Below are 20521 nucleotides of genomic sequence, written 5' to 3' on the forward strand. Positions count from 1 at the left end.
GGTGAAGCCGGCGGTGAAGCCGGCGGCGCGATGGGTCTGAGATCTGTTGGCTGGAGCCTATTCGGCGGCAATGCCGTAGGCGGTCTCGTGGTCATCGAGCTCTTCGGCTTCCGGATCGTCGGCGCCATCAAAGCCTTCACCCGCGTCGGCATCGATCGTCTCGTCGTCGGAGACGCCGTCCTCATGCTCATGCTCCTGCTCTACACTCTCGTCGTCTCCGTCCGTCGCCTCCGCGTGGCGAAGCAGAGCCGTGACATCTTGTGGGTCCGGAGCGAACAGGGCGCTTGCATGCACGAGGCTGGCATCGCCCGCGAAGTGCTCAACGAGCGCTGCCCGGGTTTCGCGAACGCGCGCCTTCGGCTCGATGCCAGCATCCTTCGCCGCGGCTTCGAGCGCCTGGCGCGACAGGCACACGAGGAACTCCTCGCCGCCCATATCCGGCAGGTAAGCGTCAGCGCCGATGGCCTCGCCGGCAATGCGCGAGACAACGCCGCTGTTCGACATGCCGCGGCGGCATGACAGGACATCGACCAGCGTGCCGCGCGCCGTCACGCGAACCGTGTCCATGTCAAACGACAGGCGGCCGTCATCGGTGAAGAGACGCGAGGCATGGCGCCCAAAGCGCGCGCCGCCATAGAGAGCGCCCCCAGCACCGCTATCGACGCGGACATTCTGTCCGGCAAAGGCGAGTACGAGGAGCGCCATCAGCATGTCGTCCTCGATCGGCGCGCGGGCCAGCGCGTCATGCAGCGCGTCGGTGCGGAAATCGCCGATCATGTCGTGGCCCTTCTGAGTCACGTCGGGTCGCTGCTTGGCACCCGTCGTATCCTCAACGGACGTGCCATCATCGGTTACCACCGATCCGCCCTTGGCCGGCTTCGGTTCAGGCATGCGATAATGGACGGTCTGCACCTTGCCGTCACGATCGAGGTAGAGGCCGGTCTGGTCATCCTTCCCAGGCTTGCCGTAAACGCGTTCGGCCTTCTTCGGCAGTTCCGGCTGCCCGTAATTGCTCACGTCGAGGATCGCCCCCTTCTTCGGGAGATTGTTGGTCATCCATTCCTGCTGCGCGCCGAGGAACGCTTCGACATTGGTGGTGAAGCGATTGTCCTGGTCGGCGGGACCGAACAGGTCATCCGCCCATTCGATGCCATAGGCTTCGCGGAGATCGTCGCCAAAGCTTGCGTCGCGGGCGAACATCTTTGTTTTCGAGAGACCGTTGGCAATCTGCCACCATGAAGCCGTATCGCCCTTCTTCGGCTTGTTGGCCTTCCAGACCTCTTTCTGATCGTCGAGCGACGCGGATGCAATCGTGCGCAGCTGCTGCTCGTTCGGCATATCGCCGCGGGCCATCTGGTCGAGCATGGCGGGCAGGACATTGGCAAGCAGGCGCAGCTTGCGGATCTGGCGGACGGGAAGGGAGAGCGCCACGGCGATCGCTTCCTCAGTCCAGCCGAGCGCGACAAGCCGTTCGATGCCACGCCATTGGTCGACGGGGTTCAGTGGCTCGCGGGCGATGTTTTCGACCATCGAACGCATGGCGCCATTGTCGTTTGCCGCCTCGCTGACGACGACATCGATTTCTTCGAGGCCGGCGGCGATCGCGGCCTGAACGCGGCGGTGTCCGGCCTGGATCAGGTAGCCATTGCCGCCATCCACCTGAGGCGACACGACGGGTGGCTGAATGATGCCGACAGCCTTCACCGTTGCCAGCAGCAACGCATCTGCCTGCGGTGAGGATTTCGACTGGCGGGCGTCGTCCGGGTTTGCGTTCAGCGCGCGGGGATCGATCTTGAGGATCTGCATCGGTTTGCTCCTTGTCGGGTACGGAGCGGCAGGCTTGCTGCTCCTTCATGTCTTCATTCCTTCGAAGACACCTCCCGGAGCGCGGGGCGGGCGGGCCGGCGCCACTGCAATCGAGCGGCCCTGCCGCGATGCCCGAGCGGAGCTGATAGCTCTGCGACGGGCGAGGGGCCGGGTTGCGCAGGTTGCGGTTGAGCGTAAGCGCCGACGGGCTGACCGACCTGCGAGGAAATTTCTTTCCTTTTCTTTCCTACTTTCCTATTTCAGTTGCCGTCCCGGTCAGGCGGCAGCGCATGTGCTTCCCTTGACATCCCCTCGACGATTTCATAATTATGGTCTCAATCGCCCCCCTGGTTGCTGTCGATCCCTTTTTATAAACGGTCGACCCGCCCCAGGGGGTTTTCCGTTTTGGAGGATTGATGAAAACCACCGCAATTCTTGTCGATGGCGGATTCTTCGTGCGCCGGTTTGGCACGGTTTATCCCGACATCGACCGCCACGATCCGAGCGCCGTGGCCGAAACTTTGAACCGCATGTGCCTTGCGCACCTTTATACCCGGGGTGGCAAAGGGCAGGGCAGCAACAAGGTTGCCGACCTTTACCGCATCTATTTCTACGATTGCCCGCCACTGGAGAAGCGGCTCCATACACCGCTGTCCAAAAAGGCTTTCAATCTGGCGACCCAGCCTGAAGCTGTGTTCAGGAAAGCTCTTCACGCCGAGCTTCGCCAGAACAGAAAGACGGCGCTCAGACTGGGTCGCCTGGATGAGAAAAACGGCGCGTGGACGCTGAGGCCTGCTGTAATGCAAGATCTGATCAAGGGCACGAAGCTTTGGGCAGACCTCACCGACGACGACTTCTATTATTACGCCCGTCAGAAGATTGTCGACATGAAGATCGGACTCGATATCGCCGTTCTGGCCGAAAAGCGTCTCGTCAATCAGATCGTACTTGTCGCCGGCGACAGCGACTTCGTCCCCGCTGCCAAGCATGCAAGACGTGAGGGCATCGATTTCCTGCTCGATCCGATGTGGAACAACATCGCACCCGATCTGCACGAGCACATTGACGGGCTCCGATCCACATCGCCGAACCCGAATAAGCGGCGCAAGAACCTTGCTGCGGCGGAAATTGCCCCGGAGGACGCGATCGATCCAGGTCCTGTGTTGAACGCCGCGGATGGGCACACCCCGGAAGATGAACTTTGAGCAAAAAGAATGGCCCGCGAGCAACCACGGCCCATGGCTCATCGCATGCACCTGAATTTTGCGCAGCAGCGTCGCTATGCGGCCGAAGCTTGATCAGCATCAGCCATTACATCTGCCGCAAGCAATGCCTCGTTCTCGCGCAACTGCCGACGCTTGTCGGCAAGTTCGTCGGCGAAAGCGAAAGCGCCACCATCTCGCGAACGGTATGATACAAGCCGCCGTTCGGCGCTGTCGAGCTGTTGTCGAAACCGCCTCTGTTCATCGTCGAACCCGTCAAGCGCATGTTCGAGGCGAGAGATCGCGCCAAGCGGCGTGACGGTGACGGCCAGATCGACCTCGTAGTCTGCACCGGTTCGCTGAAGACGGGTCTGGTAGTGGAAGCCGTCCTTGCCGATCCGCTCGCCGTCGAAGACGAGATCGAAGCCACCGATCGTTCCGAGATGGACCTCGCCCTGGCTCTGGAGCTGTACGAGTGTCAAAATTTCCTTCATGACGGCGCGGCCCGCCTCCCTGCGCTCAGCGTATGGTTGGCCGAGCGCGGTCATCGAGAAAGCGTCGCCATGTGTCGGGATGCGCCGCTCGATATCCTGACCGATCTCGGCGATCCGACGCGTCGCATGCTCGATGTCTCGCTCCGCGTCGCGGATCTGCCGGCGGACAGCATACAGGTCGTCGTCATGCGCGGCACGGAGGCGTTCGAGCCGGGCAATATCGGCTTCGAGCCCCGCCTTCTTCATCAGGCGTTCGTCGCCGGACGCGATGGCCTTGGCCATGGCGAACTGGTTGGCCTGACCTTCTCCGAGGTCCTCCAGCCTCCGGATCGAGGTATCGCCGGAGAGGGCGGCAGCGATGAAGCGGGCCTTGCGTTCGTTGTTCTGCCACATACTGGCGTCGAGCGAACCTTGCGTGGCATAGGCGAAGATATCGACGACATCGTGCTGATTGCCCTGGCGGACGATCCGGCCTTCGCGCTGCTCGATCTGGGACGGCAGCCATGGGACGTCGAGATGGTGGAGTGCCTTCAGGCGAAGCTGGGCATTGACGCCCGTGCCCATCGTCTCGGAACTACCGATCAGGAAACGCACCCGGCCAGCACGGACATCGCCGAACAGGCGCTGCTTGGCTTCGGTTTTCTTGAAGTCCTGCATATAGGCGATCTCCGACGGCGGCACACCGAGGCGGATTAGCTCGTCGCGAATCCACCGATAGGCGGAGAAACCACGGGTCTTCTCGACGTTGACTGTGCCGAGATCGGAAAAGATCATCTGCGCCGCACCCGGGAGCTCATAGGGTTTTTCGTCCGGGCGCAGATAGGTGTTGTGCGAGGTCTCCTGCCAGATGCGCAACGCGTTGCGGATCAGGAGATTGAGCTTGTTGTCCGGCTCGTCATCGACGGCAGGCATGACCAAGCGCAAGTCGATCGCCGCATGGCGGCCGTCGGTGATGACGGAGAGCAGGATGTCATCGCCCGGCTGGGCAGGCCCCTCACGCTCTTCGATCGCCTTGATTCGTGTTTCCAGGAGCTGTTGATAGGTCTTGAACATCGGCGTTGGCGCTGCGGTCAGGATCTGTCGGCGGCCGGTCGAGATGTCGGGCACCCGCACATACTCGCGGAGGTCTGACGGCATGACCACATCCGCAAAGCTGCGGAACATCGCGATCAGCTCGGGCACATTCACGAAAGATGCGAAGCGGCTGACCGGCTTGTATTTGCCCGATGGCTGGATCTCGAGCTCGGTCACCGTATCCCCGAAGCAGGATGCCCAAGCATCGAACTCGTGCAGACCACGCTCATGGAGGTCCTCGTGGCCGAGCAGGCGCTGGATTGAGAACATCTCGCCCAGTGTATTGGTGATCGGCGTACCGGAGGCCAGCACCAGCGCCCGGCCGGGGTTTTTCGTCTCGATGAAGCGGGATTTGACATAGAGATCCCAGGCCCGCTGCGATCCGTTCGGGTCGATGCCCTTCAAGGTCGACATGTTGGTGGCGAAGGAGAGCTTGCGAAATTCTTGCGCTTCGTCCACGACGATCTGATCGACGCCGATCTCCGAGATGGTGAGAAGATCATCCTTCCTGGTGGTAAGGGCCTGTAGCCGCGCCTCCAGACCCTCTTTCAACCGCTCGAGGCGTTTGCGCGAGACGCGGTCCTCACTGTCGACCTTGACCAGCAGATCCTCGTAGAGCCGCAACTCGCCCTGGATCATCTGTTGTTCGAAGGTGGAGGGCACGCCGATGAACTTGAAGGCGGAGTGGGTGATGATGATCGCATCCCAGGTCGCGGTCGCCGCCCGCGACAAGAACCGGGCGCGCTTGTCCTTGGAGAAGTTGGTTTCGTCCGCGACCAGGATGCGGGCGTTCGGATAGAGCGCCAGGAATTCTCGCGCCGCCTGTGCCAGGCAATGGCCCGGCACGACCAGCATCGCCTTGGCGATCAACCCGAGCCGGCGTTGCTCCATGATCGCGGCCGCCATCGTCATCGTCTTGCCGGCGCCGACGGCATGGGCAAGATAGGTCGCGCCATCGGCAATGATCCGCCATATGCCGCGTTTCTGGTGCCCGTAGAGAACGAAGGCCCCGGATGCGCCAGGCAGTTTGAGATGTGAGCCGTCAAAGGCGCGCGGTGCGATATTGTTGAACCGGTCATTGTAGACCCGCGCGAGCCGGTCGGTGCGATCCGGATCGGTCCAGACCCAGCGCTCGAACTCGCTGCGGATCTTCTGAAGCTTTTCGCGGGCGGCCTCTGTATCGATGACGTTGAGAACCCGCCGCTCACCGTTCACGTCCTTGAAGACGTCGAAGATCTGCGGGACGCGGCTGTTCAGCGCGTCCGACAGTAGCTCGCCAGCATGCCGGCGGCTGGTGCCCCATTCTGAGGTGCCTGCGGCGGAATACCCGAGCTGGCGGACTTCGACAGTCCAGGAGCCAAGTTCCGGCATATGATGGATGCGGATATCGGTATCCATCATCTCTTTCACGAAGGCGACGACGTCGACGGCCGGGATCCACGGTGCGCCAAGGCGGGCCGTGATATCCGACGGTCGCAGGTCAGCCGGCTGAACCGCCTGCAGGGCACGAACGTTTCGCTGGAAGGCGGTATCGAGCGTGGCGGCCGCCTCCGCGGCTGCGAGCTTCGTGCGGACCTGGCCCGAAAGATAGGCGTCCGCCGTCTGCCATGACCCGTCAGCCGGATCCTGAAAGATAGTCTCGCCGAGTTGATCGACCACAGTATTGCGATCGCAATGCAGGAGCTCGGCAATGTGATCGAGATCGACCCGGCCGGCCTCGTTGAGAACGACAGCAAGCGCGTCGGCAGCGCTGGTGACGACGGGCGGGGCAGGGGGCGCGATGGCCCGCTCGGAAAAGATCGGCCCGGGCTTCGCCGTGTCGGTCTCCAGATCATAATCCTCGATCGAGGCTACCAGCCAGCAATCGGGGTCGTCGCGGAAAGGCTGCAAATTCGGCTGACGATGGGTCTCGCGCACCTCATTGGTCCCGGCATCCTCATGGATCGATACCGTCGTATGGTTCACAGGGCCGAATTCGCGAACGAAGCTCGACCAGGCAATCCGCAAGCGTACCTGCGCATCCCGCCAGGGGCGATCAGTCTCCTGCGCCTTCAGGACATCGCGCACGGCATCGCGGATCGGGATCAGCTTTCTGACGATCTGGACATGCTTTTCAGACAACCCGTCGCCGCTCCGGCCTTTTCGGGCGGTGATAGCGACCGGCGCGCCATCGACAATCTGCATCAGGCCGTGCTTGGGATCGACGAAATAGCTGCCCTCGCGGACTTTGACATTGTCGGGCCGTAGATCGAGGATATCGCCAAGCTCGTCCTCGAGGTCGAGATCGAAAGGGGTCGACTCACCGTCATAGATGTTTTCGGGCAGCAGACCGACGGCCGCCATCAGATCGGCTTCGAGATCGCTACCGGTACGCGGTTTGCAGGTGTAGGTTTCGCCGAATGGACCGGAGGTGAGGGCATGGGTACCGAGCACGAAATCTGGATGACGGGCGAACCAGCGGTTCACGCGGATCGCGCCTTCATCCTCCGATGCTGGCCTAATCTCGTCGACATCAAGCCAGAGTACGTCACCCTCTGGCTCGGCGACCTTGCGTTTGCGGAAGAAGAGGATGTCGACCACAGTATCCGTGCCGGCATCACGACGAAAACTGCCCTCCGGGAGCCGTATTGCTGCAATCAGGTCAGCGGACCTGGCGATATGCACGCGCGCGGTCGTGTCGGCCTTATCCAATGTTCCTGCACTGGTGACAAAGGCTGCCAGAGCCCCGGGCTTCAGGAGGTCGATCGACCGGCCGATGAAGTAGTCATGCAGACGAAGCCCGAGCGAACGATAGGCTCGGTCGGAACGAACCGCGCGATCGGAGAAAGGCGGGTTTCCGATGGCAAGGTCGTATATCGGTGCCAGATCGGTACGCGCGAAATCGCCGTTGATGATCCGCGCGCGCGGCTGCAGCAGGCGCGCGATACGGGCGGTCACCGGATCGAGCTCGACCCCGGTGACATAGCTGCAGTCTCGGTACTCGGCCGGCATCAGCGCCGGAAACAGACCTGTCCCGATACCCGGCTCGAGCACCCGGCCACCGCGCCATCCAAGCCGTTGGAGCCCGGACCAGATCGCCCGGATTATGAATTCCGGTGTGAAATGCGCATACTGGGTGCAGCGGGCAAGCGACGCATAGTCGGCCTCAGTGACCGCTGTTTTGAGCGCGTTGCCCAACTCATCCCAACCATCACGAAACTCGGCCTCACCAGGCCGGCGAAACATGCCGTTCGCCAGATCCGATGCGCCGAAGCCTGTAAACCGGATAAGCCGCGCCTGGTGATCGCGCGTAACCGGCACATCATTCCGCTCTATCTCGTTGGCGGTAAGGATTGCGGCGACATTAGCCCGCGCCCGCTCCTTCCAGGTCGCAGCGAGGCCACGATCCTGGTCGTCCAAGTAGAAGTTCGCCCGCTCCCCCTGTTTGCGTGGAGCCTTTTGGGCTGGCTTTCCAATCGCACGCGCGGGGGCAGGCGAGGGCGGCGTGGGATCCGGATCGTCGTCATTGGCGGCGACGGGGTCGAACCCGCCAAAGGCGGTGACGCCAAGCCTCAGGCCGGAAGAGAGGGCGGAACTGCCAAGCATATCGAAGGCACCAGTATTATCGAGTAGAAGGCGGTCTTTGCTCATGGGTTTCTCCTTGGTGGACAGGCGCACGAAGTCAGCGACGCGGAGGCACCGATCGACCATGCGGAGGGTGAGGGATTGGTTTGAGGCGCCGTGCCGCGCCTATTGCGGCGCGGTCATCGACAGCTGTATCGTGTCGTCGTGGAAGACGATGCAGAGATGCGTCGCAGCGGGGCTGGCGGCCATCATGGCTTCCAGATGAACGCCATCGAGAAACTCGACGCCGTCATCGCCGCCGAACGTGGCGCGCTTGACGTGAAACCAGTCATCGTTGGTGGCCGGGTCGCATTCCTCGGCATAAACCACGAGTGGTCTGCCGCCATCTGGAAGCTTGCCGTTGGACATCAAATAGACGCCGTGATCTCCGACAAGCCAGAGGCCGGGCTGTTCACCTTCGCCTGGCCGAAGGCCATAGTATGGATTGCGGAAGCCGCCATAGGCAGCGGCATCGGTGCGACCGCGGTCGAGAACCTCGTGCACCCGTTCGAGAGGGAAAGAAAGCATGATGTCCTCCTCACGCCGCGACGGCTTCGGGGAGGTGGCGGAACTGCACCGGCAGCTTGGCGGAGACCTCATTATCGGTCAGATCTCTCAAGAGCTTCAGAATTGTCCCGTTGGCGCCGCTCCAAAGCATGACCGTGCGTTGTCCCTGCGCCGCCGGCGGCCAACGACCGCTCGCATAACCGCGATAGGCGTCGGCGGTTGCGCTCCAGATGTGCTCGAGGCGTTCCTCGCGCGTCATGGCGCGGACCGGTCGGCTTTCACGCTCGATGATTGCCAACCGCATCGCTTCAACGGCCGAGCCGTCCGACAGATCGCAATAGCCATGGAAGTGGCGAACGGTCCCGTCGATCCGAAGCGCGAAGAAGATGGAGGTGACCGAGCCCGTCATGAACTCGCGCATGGCAAACATCGATCCACGGATCCACAGCGGCGGAAGGATTTCGAACATATAGTCGTGTTCGGTTTCCGAGATTTCGAACCACTCACCGGCGTAAAGTGCAGCTGGTTCATCCTCGCCGCGCGTTGGACGTTTGGCATGACGATCGAAAAGCGAGAACATTTGTTTGCGGGTCGCGGATCCCTCAAAGACCTTGCGGATGACGGTGGTGTTGGACATTGGCTCCTTCGGGCTTGGCGGACCGAAGCACCGAGATCCCTATGACCTCGCCTTTCTCTTCAGCCCTTCATGACCCCTCCTGAGCCGCCGACATCGGGGGCAGCCGGGTCAAGGGCCGGCATCGCCGGGCGCAGCCTCCCTTGATGCGGCTGGCGCGGATGCGGCACGTCCTCCTTTTCCTTTTTCTTCTTTCTCCCGCTGCTTCTCTTTCAGCACCTCGTTCCAGTCATCTGCAGACGGGCGCAGGCGCATGAAATCGCAGCTGACCTCCTCGGCGAGCTGCCGAAGGCGGCCGGCAAAAGCATCGCCCTGAACATTCGCGTCTGTCGCAGCAACGAGTTGAACGTCGTGCGCCTCGCAAAGGGTTCGCAACGCTGCCGCTGTCGCTGGCGCCCAACCCCCGCCAGTGCTGAGATAAAGCGTCTCGTCTCGCATTCCTTCGATGGTTGCCAGGCTCATGGCGTCGATGGCCGCCTCGGTGACACACAGCCGCGTTGCGTGTCGCGTGCCAAGCCGAAACAGGATCTTGCTCCCGCCGGTCGCGAAGCCGCGCCATTCAGGGCCGCGCCCCTCCCATCCGCTGATGGTGCCATTGTCATCCGTATGCGCTGCCCGCATGCTTCCATACGGTCCCTCGCGGAGCAGGTCCTGAGCAATTGCCGCACGAATGGCAAAGGCGGGAAGGGACCGCTGAAACCGGAGATAGCGCCAGGATGCAGAGCCGGGCCAAGGGGATCGCCGGCGCTTCCAATCCTCGGCGATTGAGGCCGTGTCCTTCAGTTCACAATCGTCCCGTCGCAAGACGGCTTCAGACGGCTCAAGGCCGCAAAGTGCGGCCACCCGCGCGCAGCCATCAACGAAGTCACACCCCTCCAGGCTCGTGACCAGACCGAAGATGTCGCCCTTGCCGTCACCGAGAGGATCGAACCAGCCTCGTCCGGCATGTGTGACAATGATGATCTCGGCGCTGCGACGATACTTCATCGCGCGCTTGGTGCTTTCCTTGACATCGAGGGCAAACCCGGCGGCCTCCAGCACCACCTGGCAGCCTACCGTTTCCCGAAGCCTTTCAATCTCGTCTCTGTTCATTTTCCTCTCCGGCCGCATGCGGCCGACCTTCCATCTTTATCCTCCCGCACCATGCGGGATCAGTTTCCGACAGGCGCGAAGAGCAAAGGCTGCAAGGGCATGGCCGGCAAGGTGCAGATTTGCACCGGCCATGGCGCAGCTTCCCTTGCGGCCGCCAGCTCGCAAGCGGCAGCCGGAACGGCAAAGCGGGGCTCAGTGAGCCCCGAATGGATGGAATTCGTGAATGATCTCGAGGTCGTCGCTTGCGTCGATCTCGTCAGAAGGAAGGACGCCGTATTCGCCGTCGACCTCGAAGACGGTGACCGGGACCATGAGGTCGCGGGAAAGCTGGAAGGCGTGGGACTGTGCGAGGGAAAGATCGTGCGACATTTGAGAGGCTCCATCGGAAGCGGGCCAATTCCCGCTGATGGCTCCTCAAAGGAACAGGGACGGTCGCGATCATCGCGAAGACGAAGACGAAGCGGCGGCAGCTTGCTAGCCGACCCCTAGAGGGTTGATCGACGGAGATCCGGACTTGGTCCAGGACGCCATCACAAGAAGCGGGATTGGGGTGCGACCGGTGTCGCAACGTTGAGGCGCGCGATTCCCACTGACTGTCGGATCCTATTTTCCCTGACGACGGCCGCGACACCCGATCGACCAGCTCCGGCCGAACCGGCTCTTCGATTGAACGGAGTCGCATAGAGCACTCCTGCGCCGAAAAGTTGAGCGGGGGACATTTAAGCCGGACGGCTGATGTCTGCCAGACCAGGGGCGCAACCGCACAGTACGACGCGCAAAATTCTCTCGCTTTTATCATTTTATATCAGTTACTTATGAAAAATCAGATAATCAGATTTATGGAACTTCGGCGGCTCAGCCCAGAAGACCTGTAACCGTAGGTTGGCGGTCACTGTTAATAGTCGAATCAAGTCCTATGACATTGTCGCGCCGATGGTGACCTAGTTGCACCGGAATGCTCCCTGCCTCATCGGCTATGGCTGGTCTCTCCCCAAGAAGTTCAACGAATTTGCCAGTCGACGAGGGCTGACCTCAGATGCGTTAACGACCATTCACCAATCTGTGTCTGGCCAGCCCCCGGGATTCTTAGGTTGACATTCACATCAGCGCAAAAGCGATGATCATCAGACCGAGAAGGCCCACGGCCAGAACGGCCTTAGCGACGGCATCCATTGGTCACGCCGCTTTCGAATAAGGCTCGGCGGCGACATCGACCTGACCGACATCTTGCACGACTCCCTCATGACGAGGTCCTGTGTCTTCATGTTTGTCGACGAACATACCCTTCACTACCCTTGGGATGTCATTGCGCGATACGCCAATGTCCTCCAACTGTCGGTCGGACAGCTGCGAGAGTGCGTTAAAGGCGCGGTTTCGCTGCCAGCGACGCGCTGCGCGTAAAAACAGCTGTGCAACAGTGAGGCGCGGCCTCTTCTGAGAGTGGTAGGTTGGCTTCGATGCTGGCATTCTTGTGGTTGCGGACATAGCGCTCACTCCTTCAGTATCGCCGAGCAACTTCAGTGCTTCAGGCGAAGCGAGAATGTTCAGCCGCCTGATGGCCTTCAAGAAGGCGGAAGACGGCATCTGTTTGTGGAGTGTTCCCCGAAACGGCTGGCAAAACGCCTCAGCCGCTCGGGGCTAGCGACGCGTGAGGAGGGACGCCGAGACGACCAGGTACTTCTTATGTCTGCTTACGGTTGTCATGCTTAATATATGGGGATCACGAGCCTTGAATGCAACCCGTGGACGACACGGCAGTGGCAGCTCGTCATCGGCTCTATCATTCGGTTTAGCCACTGGAAGTCCGCTAGCCGCAAATAGATCGGCGAACTCCAGGCTGTTCGAGGGCACCAAAAGGCTTCCACGGCATTATCATAAGAACGGATGAAACCACCACGGCATTGACAAAGCCAGAGAGGGACTACGATGCGTCCACTGGGGAGAAGCTATGCGGATCAAGCTGTCCGGAAGACCTGCTTCTTTACTGTTGGACATTCAACCAGAACAATCGCTGAGTTTGCGGAACTCCTGAGGAGCGCAGAGATAGAGCTTGTCGTGGATGTGCGTTCGATCAGACGCTCGCGAAGAAATCCGCAATTCAACGAGGAAGTTCTCGCGGCAAGCCTCGAGCCGTTCCAGATAAGGTACTTGGCCATCCCACAACTTGGAGGAAGACGCTCAAAGCAGAAGGCGGTAGACCAAGACTTGAACGCGTTCTGGAACAACAGAAGCTTCCATAACTACGCCGACTACACGCTCTCCGATACGTTCATAGAGGGGCTGGAACTGCTGATCAGCGTGGGCACCATAAGGCGTTGCGCGATGATGTGTTCCGAAGCAGTTTGGTGGCGGTGCCACCGACGGATTATCGCCGACTATCTACTAAAGCGTAATATCAAAGTATTCCACCTGATGGACGTGGGTAAAACAGTACCGGCGGCTTTGACTCAGGGAGCCAAACTCCACAGAGGCGGAGCAATCACTTATCCGGGCGGGGCAGAAAATCTGCCCTGCTGCTAACTCACTCAAGTCTGCGAACGCAGTCAACTCCAGCGCTGACAAGAAGATGGATTGTCAGCTCCTACGCCACTACCGGAATTCGAGCGCACGACGCGTTATCTCTTGTGTGGCCAACGTCATGTTGATGGAGATTCTGAAGCAAAGCTATCTTTGGTGAAATACGCGCTTTTATGACGATTGTAAGCGAAAAAGGGGGCTCTGCACGCTGCGGTTCCGTATCGCTGTCCGATAATCGATGCTCGGTTGCAGCGAAACGCGGGCCAAAACGGCCCGCACAATACCAAGCCGGCGGCGGCTCAAGCAGCCGACGGGCCTGGGTCGTCAGTACCGCCCCACATTGCTGGGACAAGGCGGCGCACCTCCTTCCTGCCGCCGGACACCACGCGAAGCAACGGCTCGTGCTGTGCGGGGAGGAGCTCGCTCTGTGCAGCCACGCGCTCTCGCTGGGCGGCCTCGGGCTGATAATCCACCTTATCGAGCACGATCCGTTCCGCGCGTCCGTCGGCATTCTCCACTACCGCCTCCTGGCCCTCGAAAAGCCCGAGCAGGGCCAAGCCCCTCGGCGTGGTAATCGGCAGGAACATGCCAACCGGCGCCTCGACCTGGCCGGTCGAGAGGACCCGCGTATCGGTCGCACCGCCATCTACGCGGAAGGTGACGCGACTGTTGACGCTCGCCACCCCTTCCGGCAGGTCCTGGCGGAAGACGACGATCGCAGCATCCAGCTTGCGGCGGATATGTGGGACGAGCAATTCCGGCCGGACGCGCGGGCTGTCGCACATGGCTTCCAGTATGGTGTAATCCTTCGTAGTAAGGATGATGTTGTCCTTGGACATATCGCAGTTCTCCTTTGCTCCCGGCGGGAGCGCGCACATTGATCATGAACGGGAGATCCCCTGCCCGCGCGAGCCGCGGTGCAGGGGCAACTATCCTGCGATGAGGCAGCCTCCGTAGGGCGAGAGGCGGCAAGGTGGCAGAACGCGGATCATGATGCGGGCCGCAGCTCCGCCGTGGCAGCAGGGGCCGCCGGGCTTTCCGCCGGCGCCTGCACGGTCTCGACGGTGAGGCGGTGGACGCGACCGTCGCGTGCGGTCCAGTGGATCGACTGGCCGGCGGATAGTCCGATCGAGGCCGCACCGATGGGGGTAAGGATAGAGATCTTGCCGGCCGCAATATCCGCTTCGCCCGGAAAGACAAGCGTGACGGTGCGGTCTTCGCCGAGATCGCTGGTGAAGCGCAAGGTCGAGCCCATGCACACAACGTCGGCGGCAATATTTCCGTCCTGCACGCGTACGCGATCCAGTTCGGCCAGAAGCTCTTCGGACGCGTCAGGATCGCGGTTGGCGTGCGCATCGGCGAGACGCGACAGCCGGTCGTGATCGGATTGGGTGACCATGATGGCCGGCTTGCGGTGTGTGTTCTTGTTGGGAGCCATTGCTGGATCCTCGCTGACTTGTCGCAGGCAAAATTGCGCCGCGGTGACTGTTGATGTGGGAAATTGACTGTCGCCCTCACGGGCAGGCTTCGACCGGATCTGACGGAAAAGCTGCCTATGCGCCCCACGGCCGGGCGCGACGCGACCAAGCCGGGGGTCAGGTGCCTGCGATGAGGCACACCCGCTTGCAACGGTAAAGAAGGCGTTCTGTCAACATGGATCGAACATGGACCCGACAGACATGGAAGTCAAGCAACGCGCCACGACGCCCGAACCACCTCTTTTGGGCATCAAGCCTTGGTGTCATGCCGCTAAATGCAAAGATCGGGAACACAATGTGGTGGATCGACGTCTACCAGAGTCAGGGAATTTTCCTTGTGCTCCCACGAAATCCAGGAGACGGTGTCGCCTTTCCGAAGACCCAAGAGCGCGACGCCTATATTGGATAGCACAGATACGCGACCCGCAGCCATATTGGCATGACCTGGTTGAACCAACCGCACAGTCTTAGAGTCACCTGAAGACGTAACAAACGTGATAGTCGAATCAATCCGCACTGTTTCAGATCTTACCTCGTCATCGGGGGAAATCCATGCCCGCTCCAGCTCCTGAAATAGGAGGTCTGCAACCTTGAGGCCCCTTGCTCTTCCGCTTTGTACGAAGGCGCTAAGGCACAGGAAGTCAGATTGCGATACGACAATTGATGGCTTTATCAAAGAGGTCATGAGGAGAACAGTCACGTTGGCTGGAGACACGTTTGGATTGTCTGCCGCTACCTTGCAAATCACGTCTGCTGACGTCTTGCTCCACCGGAAAACCTGCGGCGACGACCGACACAGGTTTCCGGCTTACTGCACTTTGGTGGGAATCGCTCCTGACGAGCTAATGAACATTATCTGCCCTCTCATGAGGCCGCAGAATGGCCAGACACTGAGCAAAGTCAACTGAAGGACTTTCCGTTTCCGAGCCCCTCTCAAGAAATTCCCGCCGGTGAGTGAGGAATTTGGCTGTCGGTGAGCGATGTTGCTAACTCTGACTCCCACTAGGTGGGGCTATCTCACGTGACGCTGATCTTGCTTTGAGCCAATATCAGTCTTCTGCAAAAGAGGTCCCCATGCCTCCGCCCGAGCGCTGCAGTATCCGTGCGACCTTATCAGGTTCTATCGGCTCGCGTACCGCCACAAGCGTCGCACCCGCCCTTAAACCTTCGGTGAAGAAGTGCGCCTCCTCCTCGGAGGAGCCACTGGTGCGTAAGACGTCGAAAACGCCGGCAACGGTTGCGCCAGCAACAACGCCAACAGAGGCGCCTGCCAAGGCCGTGGCGAGCCAGCCCAGGATTCCTACAACGCCGATTCCGGCAATGGGCGTCATGACCAAACTAGCGACCAGTCCAATCGCTCCACCGCCCGCCGCGCCGATACCGGCGCCTGCGGTGGTGGTTTCCACGGGATCAGCGTCCGTGGTCAAATGCCCACTCTGGTTGGAGATAATGCTGATGTCATCATCCGCGACGCCTATGGCGCGCAGTTCTGCCGCAGCATTCTCAGCGGCCTCGAGATCCTTGAACAAAGCAGCGACTACAGGCATCTGAAATTCCTCCGGTTCCGCTACCCTTAGATGTCGCGGTAGATGTCAGCTTCAAGCGGTTGTCAGGGTTGGTTATCCTCATCGATCAGAATGCGCTCTGCTGCGCCATCGAGATCTTCATATTGCCCGTTTCTGAGCGACCAGAAAAAGGCGATCAGTCCGATAGCACCCATGGCCAACCCTATAGGGATCAAGATCAGGAGATAGTTCATGCTGCCAGGCTATTTCCGAACGGGGCGTCATCGCTTTCCTTCGGTTGGAAAGGCAGCGGTTGCATTCTGTCTGAGCTGAGCCGCAAAGCATTGGCGATGACAGCAATTGAAGAGAAAGACATGGCGATAGCGGCCACTAGCGGCGTCACAAAGCCCGCCACAGCTATGGGCACGCAAACAGCGTTGTAGATGATAGCCATTCCCAGATTCTGCCGCACTATCCTTCTTGCCCATTTGGCAGTGAAGATAGCCTCCCCGATGACGCGAAGATCATCGCTCATGAAGACGAAGTCCGCTTGCTTGCGCCCAACCTCCGCGGCTGTCGCCGGTGCCATCGAAACATAAGCCGCAGCCAGTGCTGGAGCATCATTCAGTCCGTCACCGATCATCAAGACCTTTTCGCCATTGTCGCGAGCCCTGCGTACACGTTCGAGCTTTTCTACAGGCAATAGATTGGCTGAGGCATCCTGAATTTGGAGCTTGGATGCGATGGCGCTTACCGCGTTTGCGTTGTCTCCCGAGACGATACTAAGCGGGTATCCCTCCTTGCGTAATGCGGCGGCTAGCTGAACGGTTCCCGGACGTAGCTGGTCTTTCAGTTCAAAGCTCTCCAACAGCGTCCCATTTTTTGACAAGACCGCTCTGGAGGCTGACTCATCTACTGTTGCTACGGCTTGCTCCTCGCCGATCGCCCAAGCTGGGCGCCCGAGGCGGTAAATGTCTGTTCCTACAACCGCCTCAACACCGCATCCAACAATCTCTTCAACATGATCGAGAGCGAAGCCGTCATCAGGGGACACTGACCGAGCGATTGCGACTGCCGCCGGATGACGAGAATGTTTGGCCAAAGCGGAAGAAATCGACGCGGAATAGCGCATCAAAGCCTTTGGCATAACTAACTGGTACTGACCGAAAGTCAGCGTGCCCGTTTTGTCGAAGGTAACAGAACTGGCCTCAGCCAATCTTTCCAGCGCTGCACCGTCCTTCATAATGATACCGCGTTGAAAAAGGCGGCGGGCCGCGATCACTTGCGTAATTGGTACGGCCAATCCCAAGGCGCAGGGACAGGTGATGATCAAAACGGAGATAGCGACGCTCAGCGATTGATGCCAGTCTCCTGTTTGCTGCAACCAGCCGACAAGCGCGAAGAGAGCAAGGGTATGGATGACAGGTGAATAGAGACGTGCAGCCCTTTCTGCAATGCCACGATACTGTGGCCCTCCTTGCTCGGCAGCCTGCATGAGATTGACCATCTGCGCCAGGAACGACGTTGTCGCCGTCGCCGTCGCTTCGACGACAATCCGGCCGGACTGGTTGAGTACCCCTGCCTGGACCAGGGTTCCGGGCCCGCAGGGGCTCCATCGACTTTCGCCGGTGATAAGGGAAGCATCCAGCTCGGAGACGCCGTCCCTGACAATCCCGTCCACAGGCACCCGGTGCCCCGGATTGACGATCACCTGCATGGCTGGCTTGATCTCGTGTAGCGGCAGATAGATCGTCTCTCCGTTCGCTCCCACAACATGACCGCCCGCAGGCTCAAGGCGAGAAAGAGCTGAAACGGCCGAGCGCGAACGCTCCCGCATCAGCAGTTCAAGCGTTCGGCCAATCAATAGAAAGAAGATCAAGGATGTAGCGGCATCAAAATAGGCGTGAGGCGCCTCTTGGGAAACGTCATACAGGCTCAAACCGAAGGCGAGCACCAGGCCAACAGAGATCGGCACGTCCATATTTGTGCGTCCAGCGCGCAGCGCTGACCATGCCGAAATAAAGAAAATGCGCCCGGAATAGATCAAGGCTGGCAGTGCGAGCGCCGCAGAGACAAGATGAAAACCTTGCCGCACATCACCGTCTGCGCCGGACCAGGCAGAAACGGACAGCAGCATGATGTTCATTGCGCTGAAGCCGGCCACGGCAACCGCCTTGAAAAGCTTGGTTACCTCCTCGTCCCGCCCCCGCTCCTCCGACGCAAGCGTGGCAGGATAACCAATCGAAGCAAGTGCGGAGAATATCGCCGGCGGTTGGTCCTGCTGACCTGTCCAAATCACCGCCGCCCGGCGTGTTGAGAGATTAACTCTTGCTGCGGACACACCTGGCTGTGCCATCAACGCTTGCTCGACGGCCACGATGCACGCGCCGCACCGCAGCGCGGGAATACTCACAACGGTACGGTAAGTGTCTTCGCCAAGCGGCTGGCTTGCCCAAGCGACCTCTTCGCCAGGCGGCTCGATGCCAGAGTCACTGGCTCTGCGGTCGTGGGTGGCAAAGGACGCGCAGCAGGTCAACCTGCGGATCCCTCCATGGCTCTATAAGCATGCCAGGTAGCGTGTCCAAGCAAGGGGAAGACTACGATCAATCCTACAAGCGCTGTCGCGGCACAAACTACGAACAGCGCCAATACGATGGCGCCCCACGTCAACATCGGTAGCAGATTGTTCCATACCAAGGCGGTGCTTGTTCCCATGGCAGTCAAGGCATCAACCCGCTTGTCGAGCAGCATCGGGATCGAAAAAACACTGATGGCGAAGGCAAAGCCGGCAAACAGGGAGCCGATGAAGCTCCCAACCAGCAGCATCGCCCAGCCTGTAGGCGTAGTTAGCAGCACCTGTGTTATCTGGGAAAAGCCAGGAAAAGCTTTGACGCCGAAAAACAGGGCATAGACGAGGACGGCAGCCCGCATCCACAAGAGCATCAACAGAACAAGCAGGACGCCGGTGAAGAAGATATGTGTGCCAGTTTCGGAGCGGATGAGGAACATCCGCCTGCCGCTGACACGCTCGCCAGCCTCAAGGGTTCGGCTCTTGGCGTAGAGGCCGGCCGCCAGCAGCGGCGCAACGATCATGAAGCCTGCCATGGCGGGGAACACGTAATAGTCACGACCGCCGGCAAACAGAAGCCAGATGAACAGAGCCGACAACAAGAAGACGCCGGCCCCGTAGAGAAGGCTCAGTGCAGGCTGCTTCCAAAGGTCGTCCCAACCGCGTGACAGCCACACAAGCGGCGCTGTCGGAGCGAGGTTTCTCTTGTAGAAGGGATTGCGCGTTTCCTCCACGGTGGAGGTTTCGCTCAGCAGACCATATGTTTTTCCCGGCGTCTTCATCCTTCCACTCCCTTTCAAACGATCAGCAGGCAGATTTTGCCGCTCTGAACTGCCCTGGATCGGTTCCCCGAGTCTTGAGATGATCCACGCATCCTGGCTGGCTGCGTATGGCAACATAGACGAGATGCGCGTTGGCGCCGACAAACAGGCTGACGGCCGCGCCGACCGCGATCCAGATCGACCATCGTGCTTGCCTGGTCACGGCTTTTCCACACCCAGATCATTCACATAAAGCGCCAGCGTCTTGATCTCGCTTTCGCTCAAACGCTCATCCCAGGTTGGCATATGACCCTGCCGGCCACCATGGATCGAGGTTACCAGCGTTTGAATGTCACCTCCGTAGATCCAATAGTCGTCCGTCAGATTAGGCGCGCCCACGTCGCGACTGCCTTTGGCATCCTCTCCGTGACAGGCCGCGCAATTGGTCAGGAAGACCTCACGCCCAGCCTGTAGGGCTTCGACGTTTTCTGGCGTCGACGCTTCAGGATGACTCAGCGAATAAACATACTGTGCAACTTGTCGAACCTGGGGCCGCTCCAGCATTTGGTCGCGGCCGAACGCCGGCATCTGCGCGACGCGGCTTTCCCCGTGCGGGGAATTGATGCCGACCCGCAGCGTCTCAGCAATGTTCTCTGGTTCCCCGCCCCACAACCAGTCGTCATCCGTTAGATTAGGATAGTTGGCCGCACCCTTGGCATCCGCCCCATGGCAGGCAGCGCAGTTGTCGCCAAAAAGCTGCCGCCCGGAGCTGCGCACAAACTGCATCAGGTTTTCATCTGCCATGATCTCATCAAAACTCTTGGTCTCGATGGCGTTCGTCCACTTCGCACGTGCCGCCTGGCTTTGCGCCATTTCCTCCTCGACCCTATCCCATTGATCAGTCCCGAGAACACCCTTGGTGTAAGTGGTTCCAATCGGCCAAGTTGGCATGAGGATCCACCAGAGCAGCGCAAACAAGTGCGTCACCACTAGGAACATCAGGACTCCGCGCGGCACGGGCGTATCGAGCTCCTTGATGCCGTTCCACTCGTGGCCGGTAGTCTTGCGGCCGCTTACGGGATCGACTTCCTCTACGTCCATGGCTTGTCTTCCTTGTCCAGAATGTCCTTTTTCGCCTGATCGAAACGCCTCTTGTTCGACGGCCAGAAGGTGTAGATGAGCACGCCGATCGAGAAGGCAATCAGGTAAAACAAGCCCCAGCTCTTCGAGAAGGCAACCATTGTCCCGTGATCAAGATCCATTGGTTATCCTTTCGCCG

17 protein-coding genes and 1 pseudogene are annotated in these 20521 nt (G+C 60.1%); 2 read left to right on the plus strand and 16 right to left on the minus strand.

Features of this window, described 5'->3' with window-relative positions; translation table 11 throughout:
• Positions 1-57: 57 nt before the first annotated feature.
• Positions 58-1806: a ParB/RepB/Spo0J family partition protein gene (locus ASD54_RS25050; RefSeq protein WP_062557336.1), complete on the minus strand. Its 1749-nt coding sequence runs from the start codon at positions 1804-1806 to the stop codon at positions 58-60.
• Between the two features lie 416 nt (positions 1807-2222).
• Here ASD54_RS25050 and ASD54_RS25055 point away from each other — a divergent pair, with 416 nt between their 5' ends.
• A complete protein-coding gene (locus ASD54_RS25055; RefSeq protein ID WP_062557337.1) occupies positions 2223-3011 on the plus strand; it encodes an NYN domain-containing protein in 789 nt (262 codons plus the stop codon).
• A 74-nt stretch (positions 3012-3085) separates the two neighbouring features.
• Here ASD54_RS25055 and ASD54_RS25060 read toward each other — a convergent pair whose 3' ends face one another.
• From ASD54_RS25060 to ASD54_RS27365, 6 genes and pseudogenes are all read right to left on the minus strand, one after another.
• Complete coding sequence (locus ASD54_RS25060; protein ID WP_062557338.1) at positions 3086-8206, minus strand: DEAD/DEAH box helicase family protein; 5121 nt, start codon at positions 8204-8206, stop codon at positions 3086-3088.
• Positions 8207-8305: 99 nt separating this feature from the next.
• Positions 8306-8707 carry a DUF3085 domain-containing protein gene (locus tag ASD54_RS25065; protein ID WP_062557339.1) on the minus strand — a complete coding sequence of 134 codons (402 nt, stop codon included), beginning with the start codon at positions 8705-8707 and terminating at the stop codon, positions 8306-8308.
• Between the two features lie 10 nt (positions 8708-8717).
• The gene (locus ASD54_RS25070) at positions 8718-9323 is read right to left on the minus strand and encodes a DUF1419 domain-containing protein (protein WP_062557340.1); all 606 of its coding nucleotides are present in this window, start codon (positions 9321-9323) and stop codon (positions 8718-8720) included.
• Positions 9324-9431: 108 nt separating this feature from the next.
• Positions 9432-10412: a DUF3991 and toprim domain-containing protein gene (locus ASD54_RS25075; protein WP_062557341.1), complete on the minus strand. Its 981-nt coding sequence runs from the start codon at positions 10410-10412 to the stop codon at positions 9432-9434.
• A 192-nt stretch (positions 10413-10604) separates the two neighbouring features.
• Positions 10605-10781, minus strand: coding sequence for a hypothetical protein (locus ASD54_RS27025; protein ID WP_062557342.1), 177 nt, complete (start codon positions 10779-10781; stop codon positions 10605-10607).
• Positions 10782-11702: 921 nt separating this feature from the next.
• Positions 11703-11819, minus strand: a pseudogene (locus ASD54_RS27365) (DUF1127 domain-containing protein); the annotation flags it as partial.
• Between the two features lie 519 nt (positions 11820-12338).
• Here ASD54_RS27365 and ASD54_RS25090 point away from each other — a divergent pair.
• Positions 12339-12932, plus strand: coding sequence for a DUF488 domain-containing protein (locus ASD54_RS25090; RefSeq protein WP_062557344.1), 594 nt, complete (start codon positions 12339-12341; stop codon positions 12930-12932).
• A gap of 296 nt (positions 12933-13228) precedes the next feature.
• Here ASD54_RS25090 and ASD54_RS25095 read toward each other — a convergent pair whose 3' ends face one another.
• From ASD54_RS25095 to ASD54_RS25140, 9 genes are all read right to left on the minus strand, one after another.
• Entirely contained in the window at positions 13229-13768 is a 540-nt protein-coding gene (locus ASD54_RS25095) for a hypothetical protein (RefSeq protein ID WP_062557345.1), read from the minus strand.
• 149 nt (positions 13769-13917) lie between these two features.
• Positions 13918-14367, minus strand: coding sequence for a nucleoside diphosphate kinase regulator (gene rnk, locus ASD54_RS25100; protein ID WP_062557346.1), 450 nt, complete (start codon positions 14365-14367; stop codon positions 13918-13920).
• A 1089-nt stretch (positions 14368-15456) separates the two neighbouring features.
• Positions 15457-15954: a hypothetical protein gene (locus tag ASD54_RS25110; protein WP_062557348.1), complete on the minus strand. Its 498-nt coding sequence runs from the start codon at positions 15952-15954 to the stop codon at positions 15457-15459.
• A 62-nt stretch (positions 15955-16016) separates the two neighbouring features.
• On the minus strand, positions 16017-16166 hold the full coding sequence (ccoS, locus tag ASD54_RS25115; RefSeq protein ID WP_062557349.1) for a cbb3-type cytochrome oxidase assembly protein CcoS: 150 nt from the start codon (positions 16164-16166) through the stop codon (positions 16017-16019).
• Positions 16163-18325, minus strand: a complete 2163-nt coding sequence (locus ASD54_RS25120) for a heavy metal translocating P-type ATPase (RefSeq protein ID WP_280139234.1) — start codon at positions 18323-18325, stop codon at positions 16163-16165. Before ASD54_RS25120 ends, ccoS begins: the two co-directional genes overlap by 4 nt.
• 119 nt (positions 18326-18444) lie before the next feature.
• Positions 18445-19263, minus strand: a complete 819-nt coding sequence (locus ASD54_RS25125; RefSeq protein WP_062557351.1) for a DUF2189 domain-containing protein — start codon at positions 19261-19263, stop codon at positions 18445-18447.
• 22 nt (positions 19264-19285) lie between these two features.
• On the minus strand, positions 19286-19465 hold the full coding sequence (locus ASD54_RS25130; protein WP_062557352.1) for a hypothetical protein: 180 nt from the start codon (positions 19463-19465) through the stop codon (positions 19286-19288).
• Positions 19462-20343: a cytochrome-c oxidase, cbb3-type subunit III gene (ccoP, locus tag ASD54_RS25135; protein WP_062557353.1), complete on the minus strand. Its 882-nt coding sequence runs from the start codon at positions 20341-20343 to the stop codon at positions 19462-19464. The genes ASD54_RS25130 and ccoP overlap by 4 nt, the downstream gene beginning before the upstream one ends.
• Positions 20334-20504, minus strand: coding sequence for a CcoQ/FixQ family Cbb3-type cytochrome c oxidase assembly chaperone (locus tag ASD54_RS25140; protein WP_062557354.1), 171 nt, complete (start codon positions 20502-20504; stop codon positions 20334-20336). The genes ccoP and ASD54_RS25140 overlap by 10 nt, the downstream gene beginning before the upstream one ends.
• Positions 20505-20521 lie beyond the last annotated feature (17 nt).

It is taken from the genome of Rhizobium sp. Root149 (assembly GCF_001427345.1).
Taxonomy (GTDB): Bacteria; Pseudomonadota; Alphaproteobacteria; order Rhizobiales; family Rhizobiaceae; genus Neorhizobium; species Neorhizobium rhizoryzae.